Below are 20,476 nucleotides of genomic sequence, written 5' to 3' on the forward strand. Positions count from 1 at the left end.
CACGTTGCCGCGCTGCGTGAACCTGCTCGCAGTGCCGGCGATACGTGCGCACGATGCGGTGTTTCTCGCGGATGGCCGTGTCGTCGAGGCTGGCGCATCGCGCGACTTGTTCGGGAGACCGCGCGACCCCCGCACCGCGAAATTCGTCGCGACGCTCGCGCGTGGCGTACCGGCCTTCTGACGGACCACGCCACGCCACGCGGCTGCGGGGGCGATCAATCCTGTCGGCGTCCGTCGAGCACGGCGGCGATGATCGCTTCCGGTGCATCTTCCTGAACGAGGTGGCCTGCACCGGGCACGCGGATCAGCTTGCCGCCCGCGATGCGATCGGCGAGGGCCTGCCCCTGTTCGAGCGGAATCCACACGTCGTCCTCGCCCCACACGATGCGCACCGGAAAGTCCGGCGGCGCATAGCGTGCCTCGGCTTCCTCGATGTACCGCTGACGCATCTGCGCGATCTGCCGATAGAACGCCGGCTGGCCGGCCGGCGTGAGCCATGGCGAGCGATAGATCGACAGCACGTCGTCGCTCAACGGTCGCGCGACGGCATTGCCGATATAGGCCGACACGAGCGCGTGGTGCGCATACGCGGGCAGCCCCGTGAACGCGGCTTCGTGCTGCGCGACATGCCGCACGAACGGCGAGCCTTGCGGCGCGATCGCAACCGGGTTCACGAGCGTCAGGTCCGAATACGCGATGCCGTCGAGGAAGTGCGCGCGCAGCACGGTTGCACCGCCGTAGTCGTGGGCGAGCACGCGCGGGCGCGAAATATTCCATTCGTCGAGCAGTGCGCCGAACAGCACGTTCTGCCGGCCGAGCGATACGTCCGCGTCGGGCATGTCCGACTGGCCGTAGCCGAGCAGGTCGTAGAAGAACACGCGATGACGTCGCGCGAGCCATGGCGCGATCCGGCGCCACACCTGCGACGAAAACGGCGTTCCGTGCACGAGCACGAGCGGCGGCCCTTCACCGAGCGTGCCCCATGCGATCCGGTGACCGTCGAAAACGAAGTGATTGGCGAGATCGAGCATCGGCGCCTCCGTGATAACCTGTTTCGGTTGATAACAGGTTACGCCTGTTCATCCGGATATGAAACCGATAGGTGAAAATAAATGGTTACTCGAAACGAGCCTGGGCGACAGGCGCACGTATGGAGCGCGGCCGATTTCGTCGGCGGCCATCCGGCGCTCGATTTCCTGAACACGGTGGCCGACACGGGCAAGACACGCGACGAGGACAAACTCGTCGACTGGGCGGCGGTGCGCGCATGGGCGGGGAAATCGGGGTTGCTGGCTGGGGCCGACCTGACACGGTTTCTGCGTCATCCCCGGCAGGACGGCGCGGACGAACTCGCCGCGCTGCATGGTTTTCGCGAGGATGCGTACGTGGCGCTCGCGCACCTGACGAGCGGTGGCGTCGGCAGCGCCGGCGCGCGAGCGGCAGGCCGGCTCGCGGCGGCGATCCGCGATGCGATCGGGCGCAGCTCGTTTGACGCGGTCGATGGCCGCTTCGCGTGGCGGCCCGATGCGCGTGCCGCGTCGCGCTGGGTCGACGCGGCCGCGCTCGGGTTCGAGCATCTGCTACGTGGCGACGACTTCGCGCGCGTGCGGCAGTGCAGCCGCTGTACGTGGTTCTTCGTCGACCACGGCCGCGGCGTCGGGCGACGCTGGTGCAACATGCGCACCTGCGGGAATCGCGCGAAGGTGGAGGCGTTCAGGGAGCGGTGAGGCCAGGGCCGCGGCGTCGACGGCCCGTCTCCTCCGCGTTCATCATTCAGCGAGTTCGTGCGGCCGATGATCGGGCCACAGCGCACCGATGACGAACAATCCGGTGGCGAGGAACGGCGCGCCGATCGCGAACAGGATCGCCGTGAGTCCCCACCGATCCCAGAATCGGTCGATGACCGCGCGCTCGGGTATGACGGGGTCGTACAGCACGTTGACCACCTCGCCTTCGTACAGCCCGGGGCGCGATGAAGCCGAGCCTTGCGCGAACGTGACCGGGCGGCCGCTGTCCGTCGTGAACGCGATGGTCGCCGAATAGAGCGACGTGCGTGTGCGGGACGATTGTGCCGATTCGGTGATCTCGACGACGTGGCCGGTCGAGTGCGCGTAATGGCGGGCGATCTGCCACTGGCGCAGCCCGGCAGCACCGGCGCCGGCCAGGAAGCCGGTGCCGATCGCGATCGGTACCAGCACGATCGCGATGTTCCAGCGGCGCCGGGCCGTCTTGCCGGCGGCCGGTGCGGCAAGGGCGTCGTCTCGCCGGCTGCGGCGCTCGCTCCCGTACAGCAGGCAGCCGACCGCAAGCGACGCGACCGCGAGCAGTGCCGGCACCGCGACGGGAAACCAGCGCTGCGTGAAATCGTCGATCAGCGCGGGACGGTTCGGATGGGCAGGATCGACCAGGACGTCGACGCTTTCGCCGATGTCGTACGCCGGGACCACCGATGCGGTATTGCCGGCGACTTCACGGCGGTGGCCGTCGTTCGCGAGATAGGCGACGATCGGACGGTATCCGCGCATCGCGTCGCTGTCCTGCACGATGCGCACGACAGTGCCCGGCGTGCGGACCAGATCACCCACCGCACGGCTCGCGGTGACGGCGAGCATCGCTGCGACCACGAGCAGCGCAACGCCGAGTGCGAGTGCGACGAGCGCGTCCTTACGTGGCATGGCCGGATCCGCGGTGCGCGTCGTGCGACGGGGCCGGATGCGATCGGGGGGATGGCGCGACTCGACGTGCGCGCGGCTGTCGGCGTGACCGTGCCCTCCGAATGGTCGCGTCTCGCTCACATGATTCCATGTCTGACGTCCCATGCTCTCTCAGTGCCGGGGGCGATATGGCGATCGCCGTCCCGGTCGTGTGATATTTTGTCGGACGATTCTAGCGGAAAGTGCACGGGCGAGGCATGTATGTAATTGCATGCCGTGATGCTTGGGAGTCGGGCGGGGGGGCTGAATCGGTCGCCGGAATGGAAAAAGGCCGGTCAGCTTGCGCTGACCGGCCTTTGAAATTCCTGGTGGGGCGTGAGTGACTCGAACACTCGACCTACGGATTAAGAGTCCGCTGCTCTACCAACTGAGCTAACGCCCCCAACAGAAGAAAGATTATGCACGGGTATTTCGGATTTGGCAAGCGCTTTCTGCAAATTTCCTGAAAATACTTCGTCACGGCCCCGGCGGCTCCTCGCGCGCTCACGAGCGATCGCAGTTGGCGCGCTCCCGGTATGATGACGTCCACACCCGTTGCGCGGCGGTCGCGCAACGTTTTCTGGACATTCGAAGATGGACGAAAACGCAGTCCGCGAATTGCTGGATCGCCTGCTGGCCCCGTGGGTCCGCTCGCTCGGTCTGGTCCCCGTATCGATCGGCGACGACAGCGTCACGATGCGCCTGCCGTTTTCCGGCGAATTCCGTCATTCGGGCGGCATCATCTGCGGGCAGGTGTTCACGGCCGCGGCCGACACCGCGATGGTGGTCGCGATCTCGGCCGCGCTCGGCGAGTTCCGGCCGATGACCACCGTCTCGCTGAACACGAATTTCATGCGTCCGGTGCGCAAGGGCGACGTGCTCGTCACCGCGCGCGTGCTGCGGATGGGCCGCAACCTGGTGTTCGGCGAAGTCGAGCTGTTCGACGAGGACGGCAAGATGGCCGTTCACGCAACGTCGACCTACGCGCTCGTCAGCTGAGCGGCGCGATGTTCGACCAGATCGTTTTCGCGGGCGGCGGCAATCGCTGCTGGTGGCAGGCCGGCTTCTGGGACGTTGCCCAGCCGGCGCTCGGCTTGCGCCCGCGCGTGATCGCCGGCATCTCGGCCGGCGCGGCGACCGCCTGCATGCTGTATACGCGCGATGCCGCGTGGGTGATGCGCTATTACGAGGAGGCGCTGCGCCACAACCGCAAGAACGCGTACTGGGGCAACCTGTTCGGACGCGAGCCGGTGTTTCCGCATTACCGGATCTACCGTCAGGCATTGCTCGACATCTACGGCGAGCCGTTCGCGAAGCTCGCCGCGGCGCCGGAGATCCGCATCGGCGTGTCGCACGTGCCGCGCTGGCTCGGCGCGCGCAGTGCGGTCGCCGCCGGCCTCGTCGCGTACAACATCGAGAAATACGTGCGCAAGACGCTGCACCCGACGCTCGGGCGCACGCTCGGCTTTCGGCCCGAATTCGTGCGCGCGCAGGCATGCGCAAGCGTCGACGAACTCGCCGACCTGATCCTGCAGTCGTCGTGCACGCCGCCGTTCACGCCGGTGCTGCGCCGCGGCGGGCGGCCCGTACTCGACGGGGGGATGGTCGACAACGTGCCGGTCGACGCGCTCGACGCATCGCCGGGTGACGTGCTGGTACTCGTCACGCGGCTGTATCCGCGCCCGCAGATGTTCACGGTCGCGCACGGCGACCAGAGGCGGCTCTATGTACAGCCGTCGAGCAAGGTGCCGATTTCGAGCTGGGATTACACGAGTCCGTCGCAGATGCGGCATGCGTACGACCTCGGACGGCGCGACGGCGAGCATTTCCTCACGCGCGTCGACGCGATGACGGGCGGCCGCGTGGCCGCCTGAAGGCGGGAACGGAGAAACGGGCCGCGCGGCGAGCGCGGCCCGCGCCGGTCAGCGCACGCGGCGCGGCGTCAGTGCTTCCGGGTTGACGACGCTCGACATGTCGCCCTGGTCGAACGCGAGGATGTTGCGGAACGCCGCGCTGAAGTAGAGTTCGTAGCTTTCGCGCTCGACGTAGCCGATGTGCGGCGTGCAGATCACGTTTTCCATCCGCAGCAGGCTGTAGCCCTGCAGGATCGGCTCACTCTCGAACACGTCGATCGCGACCATCCCCGGACGGTTGTGCGACAGCGCGTTGACGAGCGCGTTTTCCTCGAGCAGTTCCGCGCGGCTCGTGTTGACGAGCAGCGACGTCGGCTTCATCCGCATCAGGTCTTCCTGCTTGACGATCCCGCGCGTGTCGTCGTGCATGCGCAGGTGCAGCGACAGCACGTCGCTCTGCTCGAACAGCGCTTCGCGGCTCTCGGCGGCCGTGTAGCCGTCGGCGCGCGCGGCCTCGAGCGAATGCTCGCGGCCCCAGATCAGCACGTTCATCCCGAACGCCTTGCCGTAGCCGGCGACCAGCCGGCCGATCTTGCCGTAGCCCCAGATGCCGAGCGTCTGGCCGCGCAGCACCTGGCCGAGACCGAAGTTCGGCGGCAGCGCCGACGTCTTCAGGCCCGACTGCTGCCAGGCACCCTGTTTCAGGTTCGCGACGTATTGCGGAATGCGGCGCTGGGCGGCCATCACGAGCGCCCAGGTCAGTTCCGCGGGCGCGACCGGTGAACCCGTGCCTTCGAGCACCGCGATGCCGCGGTCGGTACATGCTTCGAGGTCGATGTGGCTCGAGATACGGCCGGTCTGGCTGATCATGCGCAGGTTCGGCAGCTTGGCGAGCAATTGCGACGAAATCGGCGTGCGCTCGCGAATCAGCACGAGCGCCTCGACTTCCGCCAGGCGGCTCGCGAGTTGCCCCAGGCCGCGAACCGTGTTGTTGAAGACCTTCACGTCGTGCTCGGCAAGCATCTCGAAGCAGTTCAGCTTGCGGACGGCGTCCTGGTAGTCGTCGAGGATGGCAATTTTCATGATCAGCGGGAGTCGCGCGTTGAAAGCGGCAGTGGCGGCGGCGCACGTCGCGCACCCGTCCCGCCCGGCCGGGGCCGACATGATGCTACGTCGGCGGACGTCTTGGTGTCTTTTTAACAGGTTGTTACGCTCCGCCGCAATCGGCGCCGGCCTGACCCGGCGTCGCTCCCGTCGGGTGCGACGGGGTGCGATGTTGTGTCGCATCAGACACGTCCTTCCTGATTCGGCCGCTTACCGGATGAGGTTCACCCAATTGTTGCTTCAATCAGAATAATTGGATCATCCATTCGCGATGGGTGAGGATTTTTGACTATTTTTATCGTCAACGCGGGCCTTGTTGAGCAACTCTGCATCATTTCCGCTGTCGTAGGAGAATTACGCATATGCTTCAACTTTTTGAAGTTGTAACAGCGGCAGGAGTCGTTTATGGATCATTTGCAGTCGATGCGCGTGTTCGTCAAGGTTGCGGATCTCGGCAGTTTCGCGCGGGCCGCGAGTGCAATGGATATCTCCAACGCGGTCGCGACGCGTCACGTCGCCGATCTGGAAGGCCGGCTCGGCACGCGCCTGCTGAACCGCACCACGCGCAGCCTTTCGCTGACGGAGTCGGGCCAGGTCTACCTGGAGCGGGCGCGCCAGATTCTCGATGAGCTCGAGGATGTCGAACAGATGGTCGTCGCGCGCAATCACGAGCCGGTCGGCACGTTGCGCATCGTCGCGCCGGTCGTGTTCGGCCTGCACAACCTTGCCCCCGTCCTGCAGTCGTACACCGAGAAATTCCCGAAGGTGGTGCCCGATCTGACGCTGGTCGACCGCCAGGTCGATCTCGTCGAGGAAGGTTTCGACGTCGGGATCGTCGTCACGCGTCAGATGCGCAGCGCGAGTATCGTCACGCGGCGGCTGACCACGGGCTGCATGACCGTGTGCGCGACGCCGAGCTACCTGGAAAAGCACGGCGTGCCGACCCACCCGGAACACCTCGCCGAGCACCCGGCGCTGAGCTTGCCGACCGAATACTGGGGCGACGAGCGCGTGTTCACGGGGCCGGACGGCGAAGTGCGCGTGCGTCCGACCAACGTGATCGTCGCGAACAACACTGCGATGCTGCGCCAGTTCGCGCTGCTCGGGATGGGTGTCGCGATCCTGCCGAGCTACCTGATCGGCAGCGACATCGCGCGCGGTGCGCTGGTGCGGCTGCTGCCGGATTTCCGGCTGCCGCAGGTCGAGATCAACATCGCCTATCCGAGTCGGCGCCATCTGCCTGCGAAGGTGCGGACGTTCATCGACCACCTCGTCGAGTATTTCAGCCACGCGAGCGACGCGACGATGGGCGAACAGTGGGCCGCACAGGGTGCTGCGCCTGCGCCGATCGGCGTCGAGATGCGTGCCGAGCCACCCGAATCGACCGACCCGAACCTGCAGCCGCGCCTCGCGCGTTCGCCGCGCGCGCGGGTCGCGGTGCCGTCGCCGCTGTAACGTCGCGGCGGTCGCGCACAGAGACGGCCGGCATCAAGAAAAAACGCGGATCGAGCGATCGATCCGCGTTTTTTTATTGCCGCTTTCATGGTCGTTCGACCGGCGCGCGACGCGCCGGGGGAACCCCCGGCAACCCGAGCATTACGAGCCCGTCTTGCGCGCCGTCGTCTTGCGGGCGGCGGTCTTGCGAGCCGGTGCCGGTTTCTCTTCGGCGCCTTCCGTCACGGTTTCGGCGTCCTTCGTCGCCGATTTTGCCGTCTTCTTCGCGGCGGCAGCCTTCGGCTCCTTCTTCTCGAACTCGAAACCGATCTTGCCGTCCGGCTGCTTCACGAGGAAGGCCTTGAAGTTGCGGCCCGTGCGGGACGACTTGAAGTTCGGCAGCAGATCCGTGCGGCCGTCGGCCAGCAGCTTCGCCATCTGCTCGCGCGTGATTTCCTGCTGCAGGATCACCTTGCCCGAACGGAAGTCGCAGGTCTTCGGATTCGCGACCGAGTGCTCGCACACATAGCTCATCCCGTGCTCGAACACGCGGCCCTTGCACTTCGGGCACGCGCCGACCGGTTCCTGCGCGGAGAAGTCGGGCGCCTCGCCTTCCTCGCCGCCCTGGTCCTGGCCGAAGTCGAACTCGAGCTTGTAGTTCTTCGTCTCGTCGTCGAACGAGAGCTTCAGGATCGCCGAGAACGGGCGGCCCATCTTGCTGCGGAAGCCGGACAGCGGACCGATGGTCTTCTGCTGCAGCAATTCCTCGACTTCCGCGATCTCGAACTGTCGGCTGCCCGGAATCTTCGAGATCGAGAACTCGCACTTCGTGCATGCGAAGCGGCGGTAGTTTTCCTTCACCTGGCCGCCGCAGTTCGGACAGGGTGTCTCGAGCGTCGCGTAATCGCCCGGGATCGTGTCGGAATCGTATTCCTTCGCGCGCTTGACGATCTGCTGCGTCATGCGGGCGATTTCCTGCATGAACGCGTCACGCCCGAGGTTGCCGCGCTCCATCTGCGACAGCTTGTATTCCCATTCGCCGGTGAGCTCGGGCGCGGTCAGTTCCTTCACGCCGAGCCCGCGCAGCAGCGTCATCAGCTGGAATGCCTTCGCGGTCGGGATCAGTTCGCGGCCTTCGCGCACGAGATATTTCTCGCCGAGCAGGCCTTCGATGATCGCCGCGCGCGTCGCCGGCGTGCCGAGGCCCTTCGCGGCCATCGCCTCGCGTAGCTCGTCGTCCTCGACGAGCTTGCCCGCGCCTTCCATCGCCGACAGCAGCGTCGCTTCCGAGTAGCGTGCGGGCGGCTTCGTCACGAGCGCGACGGCGGCGATCTCGTCCGTCTTCACCTTCTCGTCCTTCTGCACCGGCACGAGGTTCGCGTCCGCGCCTTCGGCGTCGCGGCCGTACACCTGCAGCCAGCCCGGCTCGACGAGCACCTTGCCTTCGGTCTTGAAGTGATGACCGGCGACTTCGGTGATCCGCGTCGTGACGCGGAATTCGGCCGCCGGGAAGAACACCGCGAGGAAGCGCTTCACGACCATGTCGTACAGCTTCTGCTCCGGCTCGGACAGCGACTTCGGCGCCTGCAGCGTCGGGATGATTGCAAAGTGGTCGCTGATCTTCGAGTTGTCGAAGATCCGCTTGTTCGGCTTCACCCAGCCCTTGTCGAGCACCTGCTTCGCGTGCGGCAGGTAGTTGTGGCTCTCCTTGAGCATCTCGAGCGTGGACTGCACCGTCGAGATGTAGTCTTCCGGCAGCGCGCGCGCGTCGGTACGCGGGTACGTCAGCACCTTGTGCTTTTCATACAGCGCCTGCGCGAGACCGAGCGTGTTCTTCGCGGAGAAGCCGAAGCGGCTGTTCGCCTCGCGCTGCAGGCTCGTCAGGTCGAACAGCAGCGGCGACAGTTGCGTCGACGGCTTCGATTCCTCGGACACCGTGCCGACATGGTCGCGGCACGCGGCGACGATCGTTTCGGCGGCCGGCAGGCTCCACAGGCGGGAGTCGCGCCTTTCCGGATCGAATTCGTCGCGCTTGAATTTCGGGTCGAACCACTTGCCTTCGTAGAAGCCGCCCGCGCACGCGAACTCGGCCTTCACTTCCCAGTAGTCGCGCGGGACGAAACGGCGGATTTTCTCTTCACGTTCGACGACGATCGACAACGTTGGCGTCTGAACGCGGCCGACGGTCGTCAAGAAGAAGCCGCCGCCCTTGCTGTTGAACGCGGTCATCGCCCGCGTGCCGTTGATCCCGACGAGCCAGTCGGCTTCCGAGCGGCAGCGTGCGGCGTCGGCGAGCGGCTGCATGTCCGTGTCGCTGCGCAGATGCGCAAAACCGTCGCGGATCGCCTGCGGCGTCATCGACTGCAGCCAAAGGCGCTGGACCGGCTGCTTCGCCTTCGCGTGCTGCACGATCAGGCGGAAAATCAGCTCGCCCTCGCGCCCCGCGTCACATGCGTTGATCAGGCGGTCGACGTCCTTGCGCTTCATGAGCTTGGTCAGGACTTTCAGGCGCGACTCGCTTTTTGCGATCGGGTTCAGGTCGAAATGCGGGGGGATGACGGGCAGATGAGCGAAGCTCCATTTCCCCCGCTTGACCTCGTACTCTTCCGGGGCGGCGATTTCCAGCAGGTGGCCGACCGCGGACGAGAGGACGAATTCGTCGCTCTCGAAATACTCGTCATGCTTTGTAAAGCCGCCCAAAGCGCGCGCGATGTCGTTCGCGACAGAAGGCTTTTCCGCAATGATCAGTGCTTTGGACATGACAGATGTGTGTTGGTAGACCGGGTTCGCCGGCGTGGGTCCCTTTTACGACGGCTTTATAGCACACGCCGTGGCGACGGCGGCGTGGCGTGCAAAAAGCGGCTCATCATAGTGGGGGGCCGCAATCGCGGCAAGCGCCCGGCGTGGCGGCACGCGCGACGGCGCGAAAAGCTGCCGGGCTGGCGTGCGGCTTACGCCTCGACATTCAGGATATTGCGCAATTTCGGTGCATGCGGCGCGCCGGGCACGGCGCTCAGGTTTGACAGCATCCGTTCGACGATCGCCGCGTGCGGCAGCACCGTGCCGAAGAAGCGCGCGGTGTTCGCGTCCTCGATCAGGATCGTCGGGAAATTCTCGACATCGAGATCGTCGAGCCGGTCGGCATGGGTTTCGACGTCGATCCACGCGAAGCAGGCCTCGGGATGGGCGTCGGCGAGCTGGTCGAAGGCCGTTCGGTACTCGCGGCAGGTGCCGCACCATTCGGCGCACAGGCAGGCGACCAGCAGCGTGTCGGGATCGGCGAGGCGCTCGGCGATCCGATCGGCATCGGTGTCGAGATTCAGCGCGGGCATGGAATTCCTTGAGTAGCGTCGGCGGCACGGCCGCCTCTATGCGGGGGACTGTAGCACGCCGGACGCGGGCGGGGTGGGCGTTGCGTCAAGCCGCGCGAAGCGTCCGCCGGGCATGCTCGCAACGCGGCCGGCCAGTTCGAGCCCGAGTAGCGAGCGGTGCAGCGCGTCGTCGGGCAAGCCGGTGTGCTCGGCGAGCCACTCGTAAGTAACGGGGCCGTATCCCAGTGCGGCGAGCACGGATTGCTCGGCCGGGTTGTCGGTTGGCGTGCCGTCGATCTCGGCGGGCGCAGCGGCCGGAATGGCGGAACCCGCTTTCCCGATGTGCTCGCCCGCGCACCGCCCGGCGGTGTCGGTCGTTCCTCCGTTATCGGGGCGCGAACGCGAATTCGCCGCGCGGCCGGCGTGAGCAGCCGGTTCGCCCAACCCGTATTCCTCAAGCACGTCGAGCGGCGTCGCGGTGAGCTTCGCGCCGTCGCGGATCAACGCGTGGCAGCCCTGCGCGAGCGGCGCGTGGATCGAACCCGGCATCGCGAACACGTCGCGGCCCAGCTCGTTCGCGAGCCGCGCGGTGATCAGCGAGCCGGAGCGCGGCGCGGCTTCGACGACGAGCGCGCCGAGCGCGAGCGCAGCGATCAGCCGGTTGCGCTGCGGGAAATGTGACGCCCGCGCGGGTGTGCCGAGCGGCCATTCGGAAACGATCGCGCCACGTGCGGCAATCTCGTGCGCAAGGGTGCGGTGCCGAGCCGGATAGACGAGATCGGCGCCCGTCGCGATCACCGCGACCGTGCCGGCGCGGCCGTCGAGCCCGCCGCGATGTGCGGCACCGTCGATGCCGAGCGCGAGACCGGAGACGATCACGAGGCCCGCATCGGACAGCGCATGCGAGAAGCGCGTGGCGTCTGCGAGCCCCTGCGGCGTTGCATGGCGGCTGCCGACCACGGCGAGCCCGCGTCCGTGCAGCAAGTCGAGCCTGCCCTTTACATATAGCAGCGGTGGCGGATCATGCAGGTCGCGCAGCCGCGGCGGATAGACGGGATCGTTGAGCGTGACGATCGCGTTGCCCGGTGTATCGAGCCATGCCAGTGTAGCGTCGGTGCGCGCATCGAGGTCGTTCCGCTCGCTGGTGCGCACTGCCCGCGCGGTGGCAGCGCTGCTCGCCGCACCGATGGCCTGGTCGGACGCGCGCAGCAGCGCCGTCGGCGAGCCGAATGCATCGAGCAGCGCACGCAGCACGGCGGGCGAGAGTCCCGGCGCATGCGAGAGCTGCAGCCACGCACGCAACGCGGAGGTCGTCAGCGCTTGCGGCGACATGAGGTTCCCCTCGAATGCGGCGGCCAGCGAACCGCGTGGCGCCATGATAAAATTTTCATCATCCGAAATACTCGACAGGGCCGCGCGCGCGAGCGTCCGGCCAATTGCAGGGGGCAGACCCGCGGCGTTGACATGCCGCGCGTCCGCCTCATCTTCATTGCATCCCGGCGGCGGCGCCAGCCGGCCGGATGGCCGATGCGGCGCGCCGCTCCACCGAATACCGAACACCATGGCTTTGCTGAACATTCTTCATTACCCCGACAAGCGGCTGCACAAGGTCGCCAAGCCCGTCGACAAGGTCGACGACCGGATCCGCAAGCTCGTCGCCGACATGGCCGAAACCATGTACGCCGCGCCGGGCATCGGCCTGGCGGCGACGCAGGTCGACGTGCACGAGCGCGTGATCGTGATCGACGTCTCCGAGGAGAAGAACGAGCTGCGCGCGTTCATCAATCCCGAGATCATCTGGTCGAGCGACGTGAAACAGATCTACGAGGAGGGCTGCCTGTCGGTACCCGGGATCTACGACGAAGTCGAGCGTCCCGACCACGTGCGTGTGCGTGCGCTCAACGAGCAGGGCGAGACCTTCGAGCTCGACTGCGAGGGCCTTCTCGCCGTGTGCGTGCAGCACGAGATGGATCACCTGATGGGTCGCGTGTTCGTCGAATACCTGTCGCCGCTGAAGCAGACCCGTATCAAGACGAAGATGAAGAAACTCGAACGCGCGATGTGACGCGCGTTTGCCCAGACCGATCCCGAACGCTTTCATGACCCATACGTTGCGCGTGATTTTTGCCGGCACGCCGGAATTCGCCGCGGCCGCACTCGCCGCGATCCATGAGGCCGGTTTTCCGGTGCCGCTCGTGCTCACCCAGCCCGACCGCCCCGCCGGGCGCGGGATGAAACTGCAGGCGAGCGCCGTGAAGCGCTATGCCGTCGAGCACGGAATGTCCGTCGCGCAGCCGACGTCGCTGCGCCGCGCGGGCAAGTACCCGACAGAGGCGGCCGACGCGATCGAGCTGCTGCGCACGACACCGCACGACGTGATGGTGGTCGCCGCATACGGCCTGCTGCTGCCGCAGGAAGTGCTCGACATTCCGCGCGCCGGCTGCATCAACATCCACGCGTCACTGCTGCCGCGCTGGCGCGGCGCCGCGCCGATCCATCGCGCGATCGAGGCCGGTGACGCCGAGACGGGCGTCACGCTGATGCAGATGGACGCCGGCCTCGACACCGGCGCGATGATCGACGAAGCGCGCGTCGCGATCGCGGCCGGCGATACGACCGCGACCCTTCACGACCGGCTGGCCGCCGACGGCGCGCGCCTGATCGTCGACGCCCTGGTGCGGCTCGAGCGCGACGGCGCGCTGCCCGTCACTCCGCAACCGGCCGACGGCGTGACTTACGCGGAAAAGATCGGCAAGCACGAAGCGGCGCTCGACTGGCGCAAGCCGGCCGACGTGCTCGCGCGCCAGGTGCGCGCGTTCGACCCGTTCCCGGGCGGCGTCGCGATGCTCGACGGCGCGGCAATCAAGCTGTGGGCGGCCGAGCCCGTGGCGGCGCGCGGCGGGATTGTCGACGCGGCGCCCGGCACGATCGTCGAGGCTTCGCCGGAAGGCGTGGTCGTCGCATGCGGTGGCGGCGCGCTGCGCGTCACGCAACTGCAGAAGCCGGGCGGCAAGCGGCTGCCCGCGCGCGAATTCCTGGCCGGCTCGCCGCTCGCCGCGGGCCAGCGCTTCGCGTTGCCCGACGGGCTGTGAGCGTCATTCGACCCGACATGCCGGTCGCGCGCAATTGGCCGGATGGCCGAGTCGCACGGCGCGGCAGGCGCGCGTAGAATTTCCCTGCGCTTTCCGATTTCGAGGTTTTCATGCTTGGCATCACCCATTTCGGCTTCTTCGTGCTCGCGGTTTTCCTGCTGAACGTCACGCCCGGCCCCGATACGGCGTACATCGTCGGCCGCAGCGTCGCGCAGGGCCGTGGCGCGGGGCTGATGTCCGCGCTCGGCATCTCCGCCGGCTGCTGCGTGCACGCGCTTGCGTGCGCGTTCGGCCTGACTGCGCTGCTCGCGGCGTCGGCCGCCGCGTTCATGGTGATCAAGCTGGTCGGTGCCGCTTACCTGATCTATCTCGGCGTGCGCATGATCCTCGCGAGGCAGGCCGCCGCGCCGGCAGGCGCCGAGACGGCGCGGGCCACGGCCCCGAAGCCGCTGCGCCAGCTGTTCATGCAGGGTTTCTGGACCAACGTGCTGAACCCGAAGGTCGTGCTGTTCTTCGTGTCGTTCTTCCCGCAATTCGTGTCGGCCGACAGCCCGCACAAGGCGCTGGCGTTCCTCGCTCTCGGTTCGGTGTTCCTCGTGATGAGCACGGTCTGGAGCTGCATCGTCGCGTGGGTCGCGGGCAGCGTCACGCAGCGCTTTTCCGGCAAGCCGGGCGTCAGGAAGTGGCTTGACCGCACGGTGGGCAGCGCCTTCGTCGGCCTCGGGCTGCGGCTCGCGGCGACGCAACGCTGAAATTGAATTTTTCCGGCAAGACCTTATCTAACAAATCGCTTACAATTTTCCGCCGTGCATCGTAATGTGCGGCGGGTCCCCTGACGGATAAGGAGTGGGTATGTTCAATTGGGTCAAAACGGCGATGCTGATGGCCGCGATCACGGCCCTGTTCATCGTGATCGGCGGCATGATCGGCGGCTCGCGCGGCATGACGATCGCGCTGCTGTTCGCGCTCGGCATGAATTTCTTCTCGTACTGGTTCTCCGACAAGATGGTGCTGCGCATGTACAACGCGCAGGAGGTCGACGAGAACACGGCGCCGCAGTTCTACCGGATGGTGCGCGAGCTCGCCACGCGCGCGAACCTGCCGATGCCGCGCGTCTACCTGATCAATGAGGACGCGCCGAACGCGTTCGCCACGGGCCGCAACCCCGAGCACGCGGCGGTCGCCGCGACGACGGGCATCCTGCGTGTGCTGTCCGAGCGCGAGATGCGCGGCGTGATGGCGCATGAGCTCGCGCACGTGAAGCATCGCGACATCCTGATTTCGACGATCACCGCGACGATGGCAGGCGCGATTTCGGCGCTGGCCAACTTCGCGATGTTCTTCGGCGGTCGCGACGAAAACGGCCGTCCGGCCAACCCGATCGCGGGGGTCGCAGTCGCGTTGCTCGCACCGATCGCCGGTGCGCTGATCCAGATGGCGATCTCGCGAGCGCGCGAGTTCGAGGCCGACCGCGGCGGCGCGCAGATCTCGGGAGATCCGCAGTCGCTCGCCACCGCGCTCGACAAGATCCATCGCTATGCGGCCGGCATCCCGTTCCAGGCGGCCGAAGCGCATCCGGCCACCGCGCAGATGATGATCATGAATCCGCTTCACGGCGGCGGTCTGCAGAATCTGTTCTCTACGCACCCGGCGACCGAGGAGCGCATCGCGCGCCTGATGGAGATGGCGCGCACCGGCCGCTTCGACTAAGTCGCGTCGCGCTCGACACATCACCCCGCATGCCCCGCGCTGCGGGGTGTTTCATTTGTGCGCCCCGTAAAGGGGCCGCATGATCGCACGCTACAATGCGCGGTTTGGAATCGCGGCGGCCATGCGGCCGCAGGGTTCCCGCCGCTCGCGGCACCCGTTTGCCGATTTTGCTCCGATGACACGAACCCGCTCCTCCGCTCAGTCTTCCTCCGGCCGCGCCGCGCGCCTGCCCGCGCTGCATCTCGCGCCCGATTCGCTGGGCTTCGCGCTCGACGCGGCCGCGCAGGCCGTCGATGCGGTGCGGCGCGGTACCGCGCTGCCGGCGGCACTGGCCGCGGTGTTCGCGCAGATGCCGGCCGGCGCGCAGGCGCTGGCGCGCGGCGCGACGCAGGACGTCGCGTATCGGACGATGCGTCGTCTGGGCAGTGCGGATTGGCTGATCGGCCGGCTGGTCAGCAAGGCGCCGCCCGCGCATGTGCATGCGGTGCTCGCCGGTGCGCTTGCGCTGCTGCTCGATCCGGAGGACGCGGCCGCGTATCCGGCATTCACCATCGTCGACCAGGCCGTCACAGTGATCGGCGCGCGGCGCGAATTTGCGTTCGCGAAGGGGCTGGTCAACGCCGTGCTGCGGCGTTTCCAGCGTGAGCGCGACGCGCTCGTCGCGGCGATGCAGAACGATCCCGTCGCACGCTGGAATTACCGCACTTGGTGGGTCGATGCGGTGAAGCATGCGTGGCCGGAAGCCTGGCAGACGATTCTTGCGGCCGGCGAGCGCCAGGGTCCGCTGACGCTGCGCGTGAACGCGCGCCGCGCAACCGTCGATGCGTATCTCGATACGCTGCGCGCGAGCGGAATCGAAGCGACCGGGATCGGCCGCCATGCGGTGCGGCTCGCGTCGGCGCTGCCGGTTGACCGCATTCCGGGCTTTGCCGACGGCGTCGTGTCGGTGCAGGATGCCGGTGCTCAGCTTGCGGCCGAATGGCTCGGTGCGCGCGACGGCATGCGCGTGCTCGACGCGTGCGCGGCACCGGGCGGCAAGACCGGGCATATCCTCGAGCTGGCCGACGCCGAAGTCGTCGCACTCGAAAGCGACGCGACCCGCGCGGCGCGCATCGGCGAGAACCTCGCGCGCCTGTCTCTCGCGGCGGACGTGCGCGTGGGCGACGCGGGCGCGCCGGACGCGTGGTACGACGGCCGTCCGTTCGACCGCATCCTGGCCGACGTGCCGTGCTCGGCGTCCGGCATCGTGCGTCGTCATCCCGACATTCGCTGGCTGCGCCGCGAAGCCGACATCGCCGCGCTCGTCGCGGAGCAGCGTCGCATCCTGACAGCGTTGTGGCCGCTCGTGAAGCCAGGCGGCGAACTGCTCTACGTGACCTGTTCGATCTTCCCCGAGGAAGGTGAGTTGCAGGCTCGCTGGTTTGAAGCGGCCTGTGAAGATGCGGTACGATTGGACGCGCCCGGCCAACTGCTGCCGGGCGGCGTGCACGGCGGGGCGGCCGGCGCACTCGACCAGAACACCGATCACGACGGATTCTTCTACGCGCGGTTTCAGAAACGGTGACGATCAAACACCTTTTTCCACTTCGGCTCGCGGCCGTCCTGCTGGTCGCGTTGGCGCTGTGCCTGACTGTCGTTCGGCCGGCGCGTGCCGAGTCGATCGCCGTGCAGCGCGCATCGCTGCAGGCTGACGGAAGCGGCTGGAGCCTCGATGCCCGCTTCGATTTCGAGCTGAATCCGAACCTCGAGGATGCCGTCAACAAGGGCATCCCGCTTTACTTCACGACCGATTTCGAACTGGGCCGCGCGCGCTGGTACTGGTTCGACGAGCAGCCGGTGTCGGTGTCGCAGACGATCCGCCTGTCGTTCCAGCCGCTCACGCGCGAGTACCGCGTGTCGACGGGTGGGCTGCAACTCGGCTTCCCGTCGCTGAAGGATGCGCTCGCGGTCGTCCGGCACATCACGTCGTGGCACGTGATCGACCGCAACCAGGTGCGTGCCGGCGAAACCTACACCGCCTCGGTGCGGATGCAGCTCGATACGGCGCTGATGCCGAAGCCGTTCCAGGTCGACGCGGTGAACAACCGCGACTGGACGCTCGGGTCGGACTGGAAGCGCTTCACTTTCACGGTGACCGAACGTGCTAAATAAAGTGCGCCGCGCGGCCAGCGGGAAGAGCCTCCTCGTTCGTGTGATCGTCTCGACGGTCGCGCTCACGGCGCTGCTGCTGCTCGTGCTGCTCGCGGCCGCGAGCGCGAACACCGAATTCTTCGACCGCTACTACTCGTGGCTGTACGCGATGAACATCATCGTCGCGCTCGTGTTCCTGCTGGTGGTGCTCGGGCTGATCGGGATGATCGTGGTGCGCCTGAGGAAGGGCAAGTTCGGCACGCGGCTGCTCGCGAAGCTCGCGGTGTTCTTCGCGCTCGTCGGCGTGGTGCCGGGCGGGATCATCTACATCGTGTCGTACCAGTTCGTGTCGCGCAGTATCGAGTCGTGGTTTGACGTGAACGTCGAGACCGCGCTGACCGCCGGCCTGAACCTCGGCCGCGGGATGCTCGACGCGTCGCTGTCCGACCTGCAGACGAAGGCGCGGCTGATGTCGGACCAGCTCGCGAGCGTCGATGCGAATACGAACGGCACGACACTCACGCTCTTGCGCCTGCGCGACCAGTTCGGCGTGCAGGATGCGACGATCGTCGAGCCGAGCCGCGGCGGCTCCGGCGCGGCGCCCGACCTGCACATCGTCGCGCAGGCATCGGGCAATTTCGCCGCGCTGATTCCGGACGACCTGCCGACTCCGCTGATGCTGAGCCAGGCGCGCGAACACGGCGCGTACGCGGCGATCGAGGGCGAGGTCGACGGCGACCCGCGCGCGCACGGCGCGAAGGGTGCGCTGCGGCTGCGCGTCGTGCGGCCGATACCCGATGCGACGACGTCGCTGCTGCAACCGGCGGAGCGATTCCTGCAGCTCACGCAGCCGGTGCCGCCCACGCTCGCGCACAATGCCGACGCGGTGCAGCGCGCGTATCGCGAATATCAGGAAAAAGCGCTCGGCCGCACCGGGCTGCGCAAGATGTACATCGGCACGCTGACGCTCGCGCTGTTCCTCGCGACCTTCATTGCGATGATGCTCGCGCTCGCGCTCGGCCAGCAGCTCGCGCGGCCGCTGTTCCTGCTCGCGCAGGGCACGAAGGAGGTCACGGAAGGCGACTACACGCCGAAGCGCGAGATCAAGTCGCGCGACGAGCTCGGCTTCCTCACGCAGTCGTTCAACGCGATGACGCGCCAGCTGTCCGAGGCGCGGCAGGCGGTCGAGAAGAACCGAATCGCGCTCGAGCATTCGAAGACGTATCTCGAGAGCATCCTCGCGAACCTGACGGCCGGCGTGTTCGTGCTCGATCGCCAGTTCCGGCTGACGACGGCCAACCGCGGCGCCGAGCGGATCTTCCGGCAGCCGTTCGGCGCGATGATCGGCACGGCGCTCGACCGGATCGGCGTCGTCGCGGAATTCGGCGCGATGGTGCGCAAGGCATTCGCCGATCGCGAAGCGGCTTCGGACGGCGGCAGCGGCGATCGCGGTCACTGGCAGCAGCAGTTCGCGATCGAGGTGCCGGGCGAAGCCGATCCACTGACCTTGCTCGTGCGCGGCACACGCCTCGTGTCGACGGTCGAGGGCGAGGCCGACGATCCACAGACGTCCGGCTACGTCGTCGTCTTCGACGACATCTCCGACGTGATTTCCGCGCAGCGTTCGGTCGCATGGGGCGAGGTCGCGCGGCGGCTCGCGCACGAGATCAAGAACCCGCTGACGCCGATCCAGCTGTCGGCCGAGCGGTTGCAGATGAAGCTGTCCGACAAGCTCGCACCGCCCGATGCGGACGTGCTCAAGCGCGGCGCGACGATGATCGTCAACCAGGTGGCCGCGATGAAGCGGATGGTCGACGATTTCCGCGAATATGCGCGCACGCCGCCGGCGGTGCTCGCGAACCTGCAGCTGAACGAACTGGCGAGCGAGGTGCTCGGGTTGTATGGTGTCGGCGAAGGCAAGAGCGCGATCGTCGCCGAACTCGCGCCGTCGCTGCCGGTGATTCGCGGCGACGCGACGCAACTGCGCCAGGTGATTCACAACCTGCTGCAGAACGCGCAGGACTCGGTCGCGGAAGTCGCGCATCCGCGTGTGTTGATCGAAACCAAGACAGTAGAATATGGCGACCCCGACGCCGAGGGCAAAACGCGCGTCGCGGTCCGTCTTACCGTGTCCGACAACGGGCCCGGTTTTCCGGCACGCATCCTGACCCGTGCGTTCGAGCCTTACGTGACGACGAAGGCGAAGGGCACGGGGCTCGGGCTGGCCACGGTCAAGAAAATCGTCGACGAGCACGGCGCGCGGATCGATCTGCGCAATCGCATGCACGGCGAGACCGTCGAGGGTGCGCAGGTGTCGATCCTGTTCCTGCAGATGGCGAGCGATACGCCAGGCGCCGAATCCGGCGCGCAGGGCGGGACGGCTCCCGCCAAGACAAAAGCAAGTATGCAGACAAAGGCAGCGTAAATGGCAACCATCCTGGTGGTAGATGATGAAATGGGCATCCGGGAATTGCTCTCGGAGATCCTCAGCGATGAAGGACATGTCGTCGAGGCGGCGGAGAACGCGCAGGCCGCGCGGGAATACCGCCTGAATCAGGCGCCCGATCTCGTGCTGCTCGATATCTGGATGCCCGATACCGACGGCGTCACGCTGCTCAAGGAATGGGCGGCGCAGGGTCTGTTGACGATGCCCGTGATCATGATGTCCGGGCACGCGACGATCGACACGGCCGTCGAGGCGACGAAGATCGGCGCACTCGATTTCCTCGAGAAGCCGATCGCGCTGCAGAGGCTGCTGAAGTCCGTCGAGCACGGTCTCGCGCGCGGCGCGGCGCCGGTGTCCGTCAACGCGGCCGCGAAAGCCGGTGTCGGGCAAGCATCGGGGCAGGCGGCAGTCGCATCCGCGGCCGCGCTGCCGACGCTCGGCGACGACATGGCCACGGCGCTCGGCCTCGCGGGCCAGACGGCCGCGATTCCGTTCGACATCCCGTTGCGCGAAGCGCGCGACGCATTCGAGCGCGCGTACTTCGAATATCACCTCGCACGCGAGAACGGCAGCATGACGCGCGTCGCGGAAAAGACGGGCCTCGAGCGCACGCACCTCTATCGCAAGCTCAAGCAACTCGGCGTCGAGCTCGGCAAGAAACCGTCCGAAGGCGCCGCATAAAATATTTCGCGAAAACACTTGC

Annotated in this window: 18 protein-coding genes, 1 tRNA gene and 1 pseudogene; 13 read left to right on the top strand and 7 right to left on the bottom strand. The window is 67.0% G+C overall.

Annotation, left to right across the window (positions count from 1 at the left end; genetic code table 11):
- Positions 1 to 37: 37 nt before the first annotated feature.
- A pseudogene (locus LGM71_RS27340) lies at positions 38 to 181 on the top strand (amino acid ABC transporter ATP-binding protein); the annotation flags it as partial.
- A 34-nt stretch (positions 182 to 215) separates the two neighbouring features.
- Here the strand turns inward: LGM71_RS27340 and LGM71_RS27345 are convergent.
- Entirely contained in the window at positions 216 to 1,031 is an 816-nt protein-coding gene (locus tag LGM71_RS27345) for an alpha/beta fold hydrolase (RefSeq protein ID WP_226117567.1), read from the bottom strand.
- Between the two features lie 81 nt (positions 1,032 to 1,112).
- On the opposite strand from LGM71_RS27345, the gene LGM71_RS27350 reads away from it, so the two are divergent.
- Positions 1,113 to 1,727, top strand: coding sequence for a CGNR zinc finger domain-containing protein (locus LGM71_RS27350; protein WP_226117569.1), 615 nt, complete (start codon positions 1,113 to 1,115; stop codon positions 1,725 to 1,727).
- Between the two features lie 42 nt (positions 1,728 to 1,769).
- Here LGM71_RS27350 and LGM71_RS27355 read toward each other — a convergent pair whose 3' ends face one another.
- Positions 1,770 to 2,819: a DUF3592 domain-containing protein gene (locus LGM71_RS27355; RefSeq protein ID WP_124902876.1), complete on the bottom strand. Its 1,050-nt coding sequence runs from the start codon at positions 2,817 to 2,819 to the stop codon at positions 1,770 to 1,772.
- 201 nt (positions 2,820 to 3,020) lie between these two features.
- Positions 3,021 to 3,096 (bottom strand) — tRNA-Lys (locus tag LGM71_RS27360).
- A gap of 191 nt (positions 3,097 to 3,287) precedes the next feature.
- On the opposite strand from LGM71_RS27360, the gene LGM71_RS27365 reads away from it, so the two are divergent.
- Both LGM71_RS27365 and LGM71_RS27370 read left to right on the top strand, forming a co-directional pair.
- Positions 3,288 to 3,692, top strand: coding sequence for a PaaI family thioesterase (locus tag LGM71_RS27365; RefSeq protein WP_011886440.1), 405 nt, complete (start codon positions 3,288 to 3,290; stop codon positions 3,690 to 3,692).
- An 8-nt stretch (positions 3,693 to 3,700) separates the two neighbouring features.
- Positions 3,701 to 4,567 carry a patatin-like phospholipase family protein gene (locus LGM71_RS27370; protein ID WP_124627060.1) on the top strand — a complete coding sequence of 289 codons (867 nt, stop codon included), beginning with the start codon at positions 3,701 to 3,703 and terminating at the stop codon, positions 4,565 to 4,567.
- A gap of 48 nt (positions 4,568 to 4,615) precedes the next feature.
- Here LGM71_RS27370 and LGM71_RS27375 read toward each other — a convergent pair whose 3' ends face one another.
- Positions 4,616 to 5,629, bottom strand: a complete 1,014-nt coding sequence (locus LGM71_RS27375) for a D-2-hydroxyacid dehydrogenase family protein (protein WP_059678959.1) — start codon at positions 5,627 to 5,629, stop codon at positions 4,616 to 4,618.
- A gap of 426 nt (positions 5,630 to 6,055) precedes the next feature.
- Between LGM71_RS27375 and LGM71_RS27380 the strand changes: the two genes are divergently transcribed.
- Positions 6,056 to 7,105 carry a LysR family transcriptional regulator gene (locus LGM71_RS27380; RefSeq protein WP_226117571.1) on the top strand — a complete coding sequence of 350 codons (1,050 nt, stop codon included), beginning with the start codon at positions 6,056 to 6,058 and terminating at the stop codon, positions 7,103 to 7,105.
- A gap of 141 nt (positions 7,106 to 7,246) precedes the next feature.
- On the opposite strand, the gene LGM71_RS27385 is transcribed toward LGM71_RS27380, so the two are convergent.
- The 3 genes from LGM71_RS27385 to dprA form a co-directional block, all read right to left on the bottom strand.
- On the bottom strand, positions 7,247 to 9,844 hold the full coding sequence (locus LGM71_RS27385; protein ID WP_124902884.1) for a DNA topoisomerase III: 2,598 nt from the start codon (positions 9,842 to 9,844) through the stop codon (positions 7,247 to 7,249).
- 191 nt (positions 9,845 to 10,035) lie between these two features.
- Entirely contained in the window at positions 10,036 to 10,416 is a 381-nt protein-coding gene (locus tag LGM71_RS27390; RefSeq protein ID WP_151051209.1) for a thioredoxin family protein, read from the bottom strand.
- A 36-nt stretch (positions 10,417 to 10,452) separates the two neighbouring features.
- Positions 10,453 to 11,727: a DNA-processing protein DprA gene (dprA, locus tag LGM71_RS27395; RefSeq protein WP_413226920.1), complete on the bottom strand. Its 1,275-nt coding sequence runs from the start codon at positions 11,725 to 11,727 to the stop codon at positions 10,453 to 10,455.
- Positions 11,728 to 11,956: 229 nt separating this feature from the next.
- Here dprA and def point away from each other — a divergent pair, with 229 nt between their 5' ends.
- The 8 genes from def to esaR all read left to right on the top strand — a co-directional run bounded on the left by def (position 11,957) and on the right by esaR (position 20,454).
- Positions 11,957 to 12,460, top strand: a complete 504-nt coding sequence (gene def / locus LGM71_RS27400) for a peptide deformylase (RefSeq protein WP_059607517.1) — start codon at positions 11,957 to 11,959, stop codon at positions 12,458 to 12,460.
- Between the two features lie 34 nt (positions 12,461 to 12,494).
- Positions 12,495 to 13,487, top strand: a complete 993-nt coding sequence (gene fmt / locus LGM71_RS27405) for a methionyl-tRNA formyltransferase (protein ID WP_226117576.1) — start codon at positions 12,495 to 12,497, stop codon at positions 13,485 to 13,487.
- Between the two features lie 110 nt (positions 13,488 to 13,597).
- Positions 13,598 to 14,239, top strand: a complete 642-nt coding sequence (locus LGM71_RS27410; protein ID WP_226117578.1) for a LysE family translocator — start codon at positions 13,598 to 13,600, stop codon at positions 14,237 to 14,239.
- A gap of 100 nt (positions 14,240 to 14,339) precedes the next feature.
- Complete coding sequence (gene htpX / locus LGM71_RS27415; protein WP_226117579.1) at positions 14,340 to 15,197, top strand: zinc metalloprotease HtpX; 858 nt, start codon at positions 14,340 to 14,342, stop codon at positions 15,195 to 15,197.
- A gap of 175 nt (positions 15,198 to 15,372) precedes the next feature.
- Complete coding sequence (rsmB, locus tag LGM71_RS27420; RefSeq protein ID WP_226117580.1) at positions 15,373 to 16,761, top strand: 16S rRNA (cytosine(967)-C(5))-methyltransferase RsmB; 1,389 nt, start codon at positions 15,373 to 15,375, stop codon at positions 16,759 to 16,761.
- Entirely contained in the window at positions 16,758 to 17,348 is a 591-nt protein-coding gene (locus tag LGM71_RS27425) for a DUF4390 domain-containing protein (RefSeq protein WP_059607510.1), read from the top strand. Before rsmB ends, LGM71_RS27425 begins: the two co-directional genes overlap by 4 nt.
- Positions 17,338 to 19,752, top strand: a complete 2,415-nt coding sequence (gene esaS, locus LGM71_RS27430) for a sensor histidine kinase EsaS (protein ID WP_174909464.1) — start codon at positions 17,338 to 17,340, stop codon at positions 19,750 to 19,752. Before LGM71_RS27425 ends, esaS begins: the two co-directional genes overlap by 11 nt.
- Positions 19,753 to 20,454, top strand: a complete 702-nt coding sequence (gene esaR / locus LGM71_RS27435; RefSeq protein ID WP_226117581.1) for a response regulator transcription factor EsaR — start codon at positions 19,753 to 19,755, stop codon at positions 20,452 to 20,454.
- Positions 20,455 to 20,476: the final 22 nt, after the last annotated feature.

This window comes from Burkholderia sp. AU33545 (assembly GCF_020419685.1).
Lineage (GTDB): Bacteria > Pseudomonadota > Gammaproteobacteria > Burkholderiales > Burkholderiaceae > Burkholderia > Burkholderia diffusa.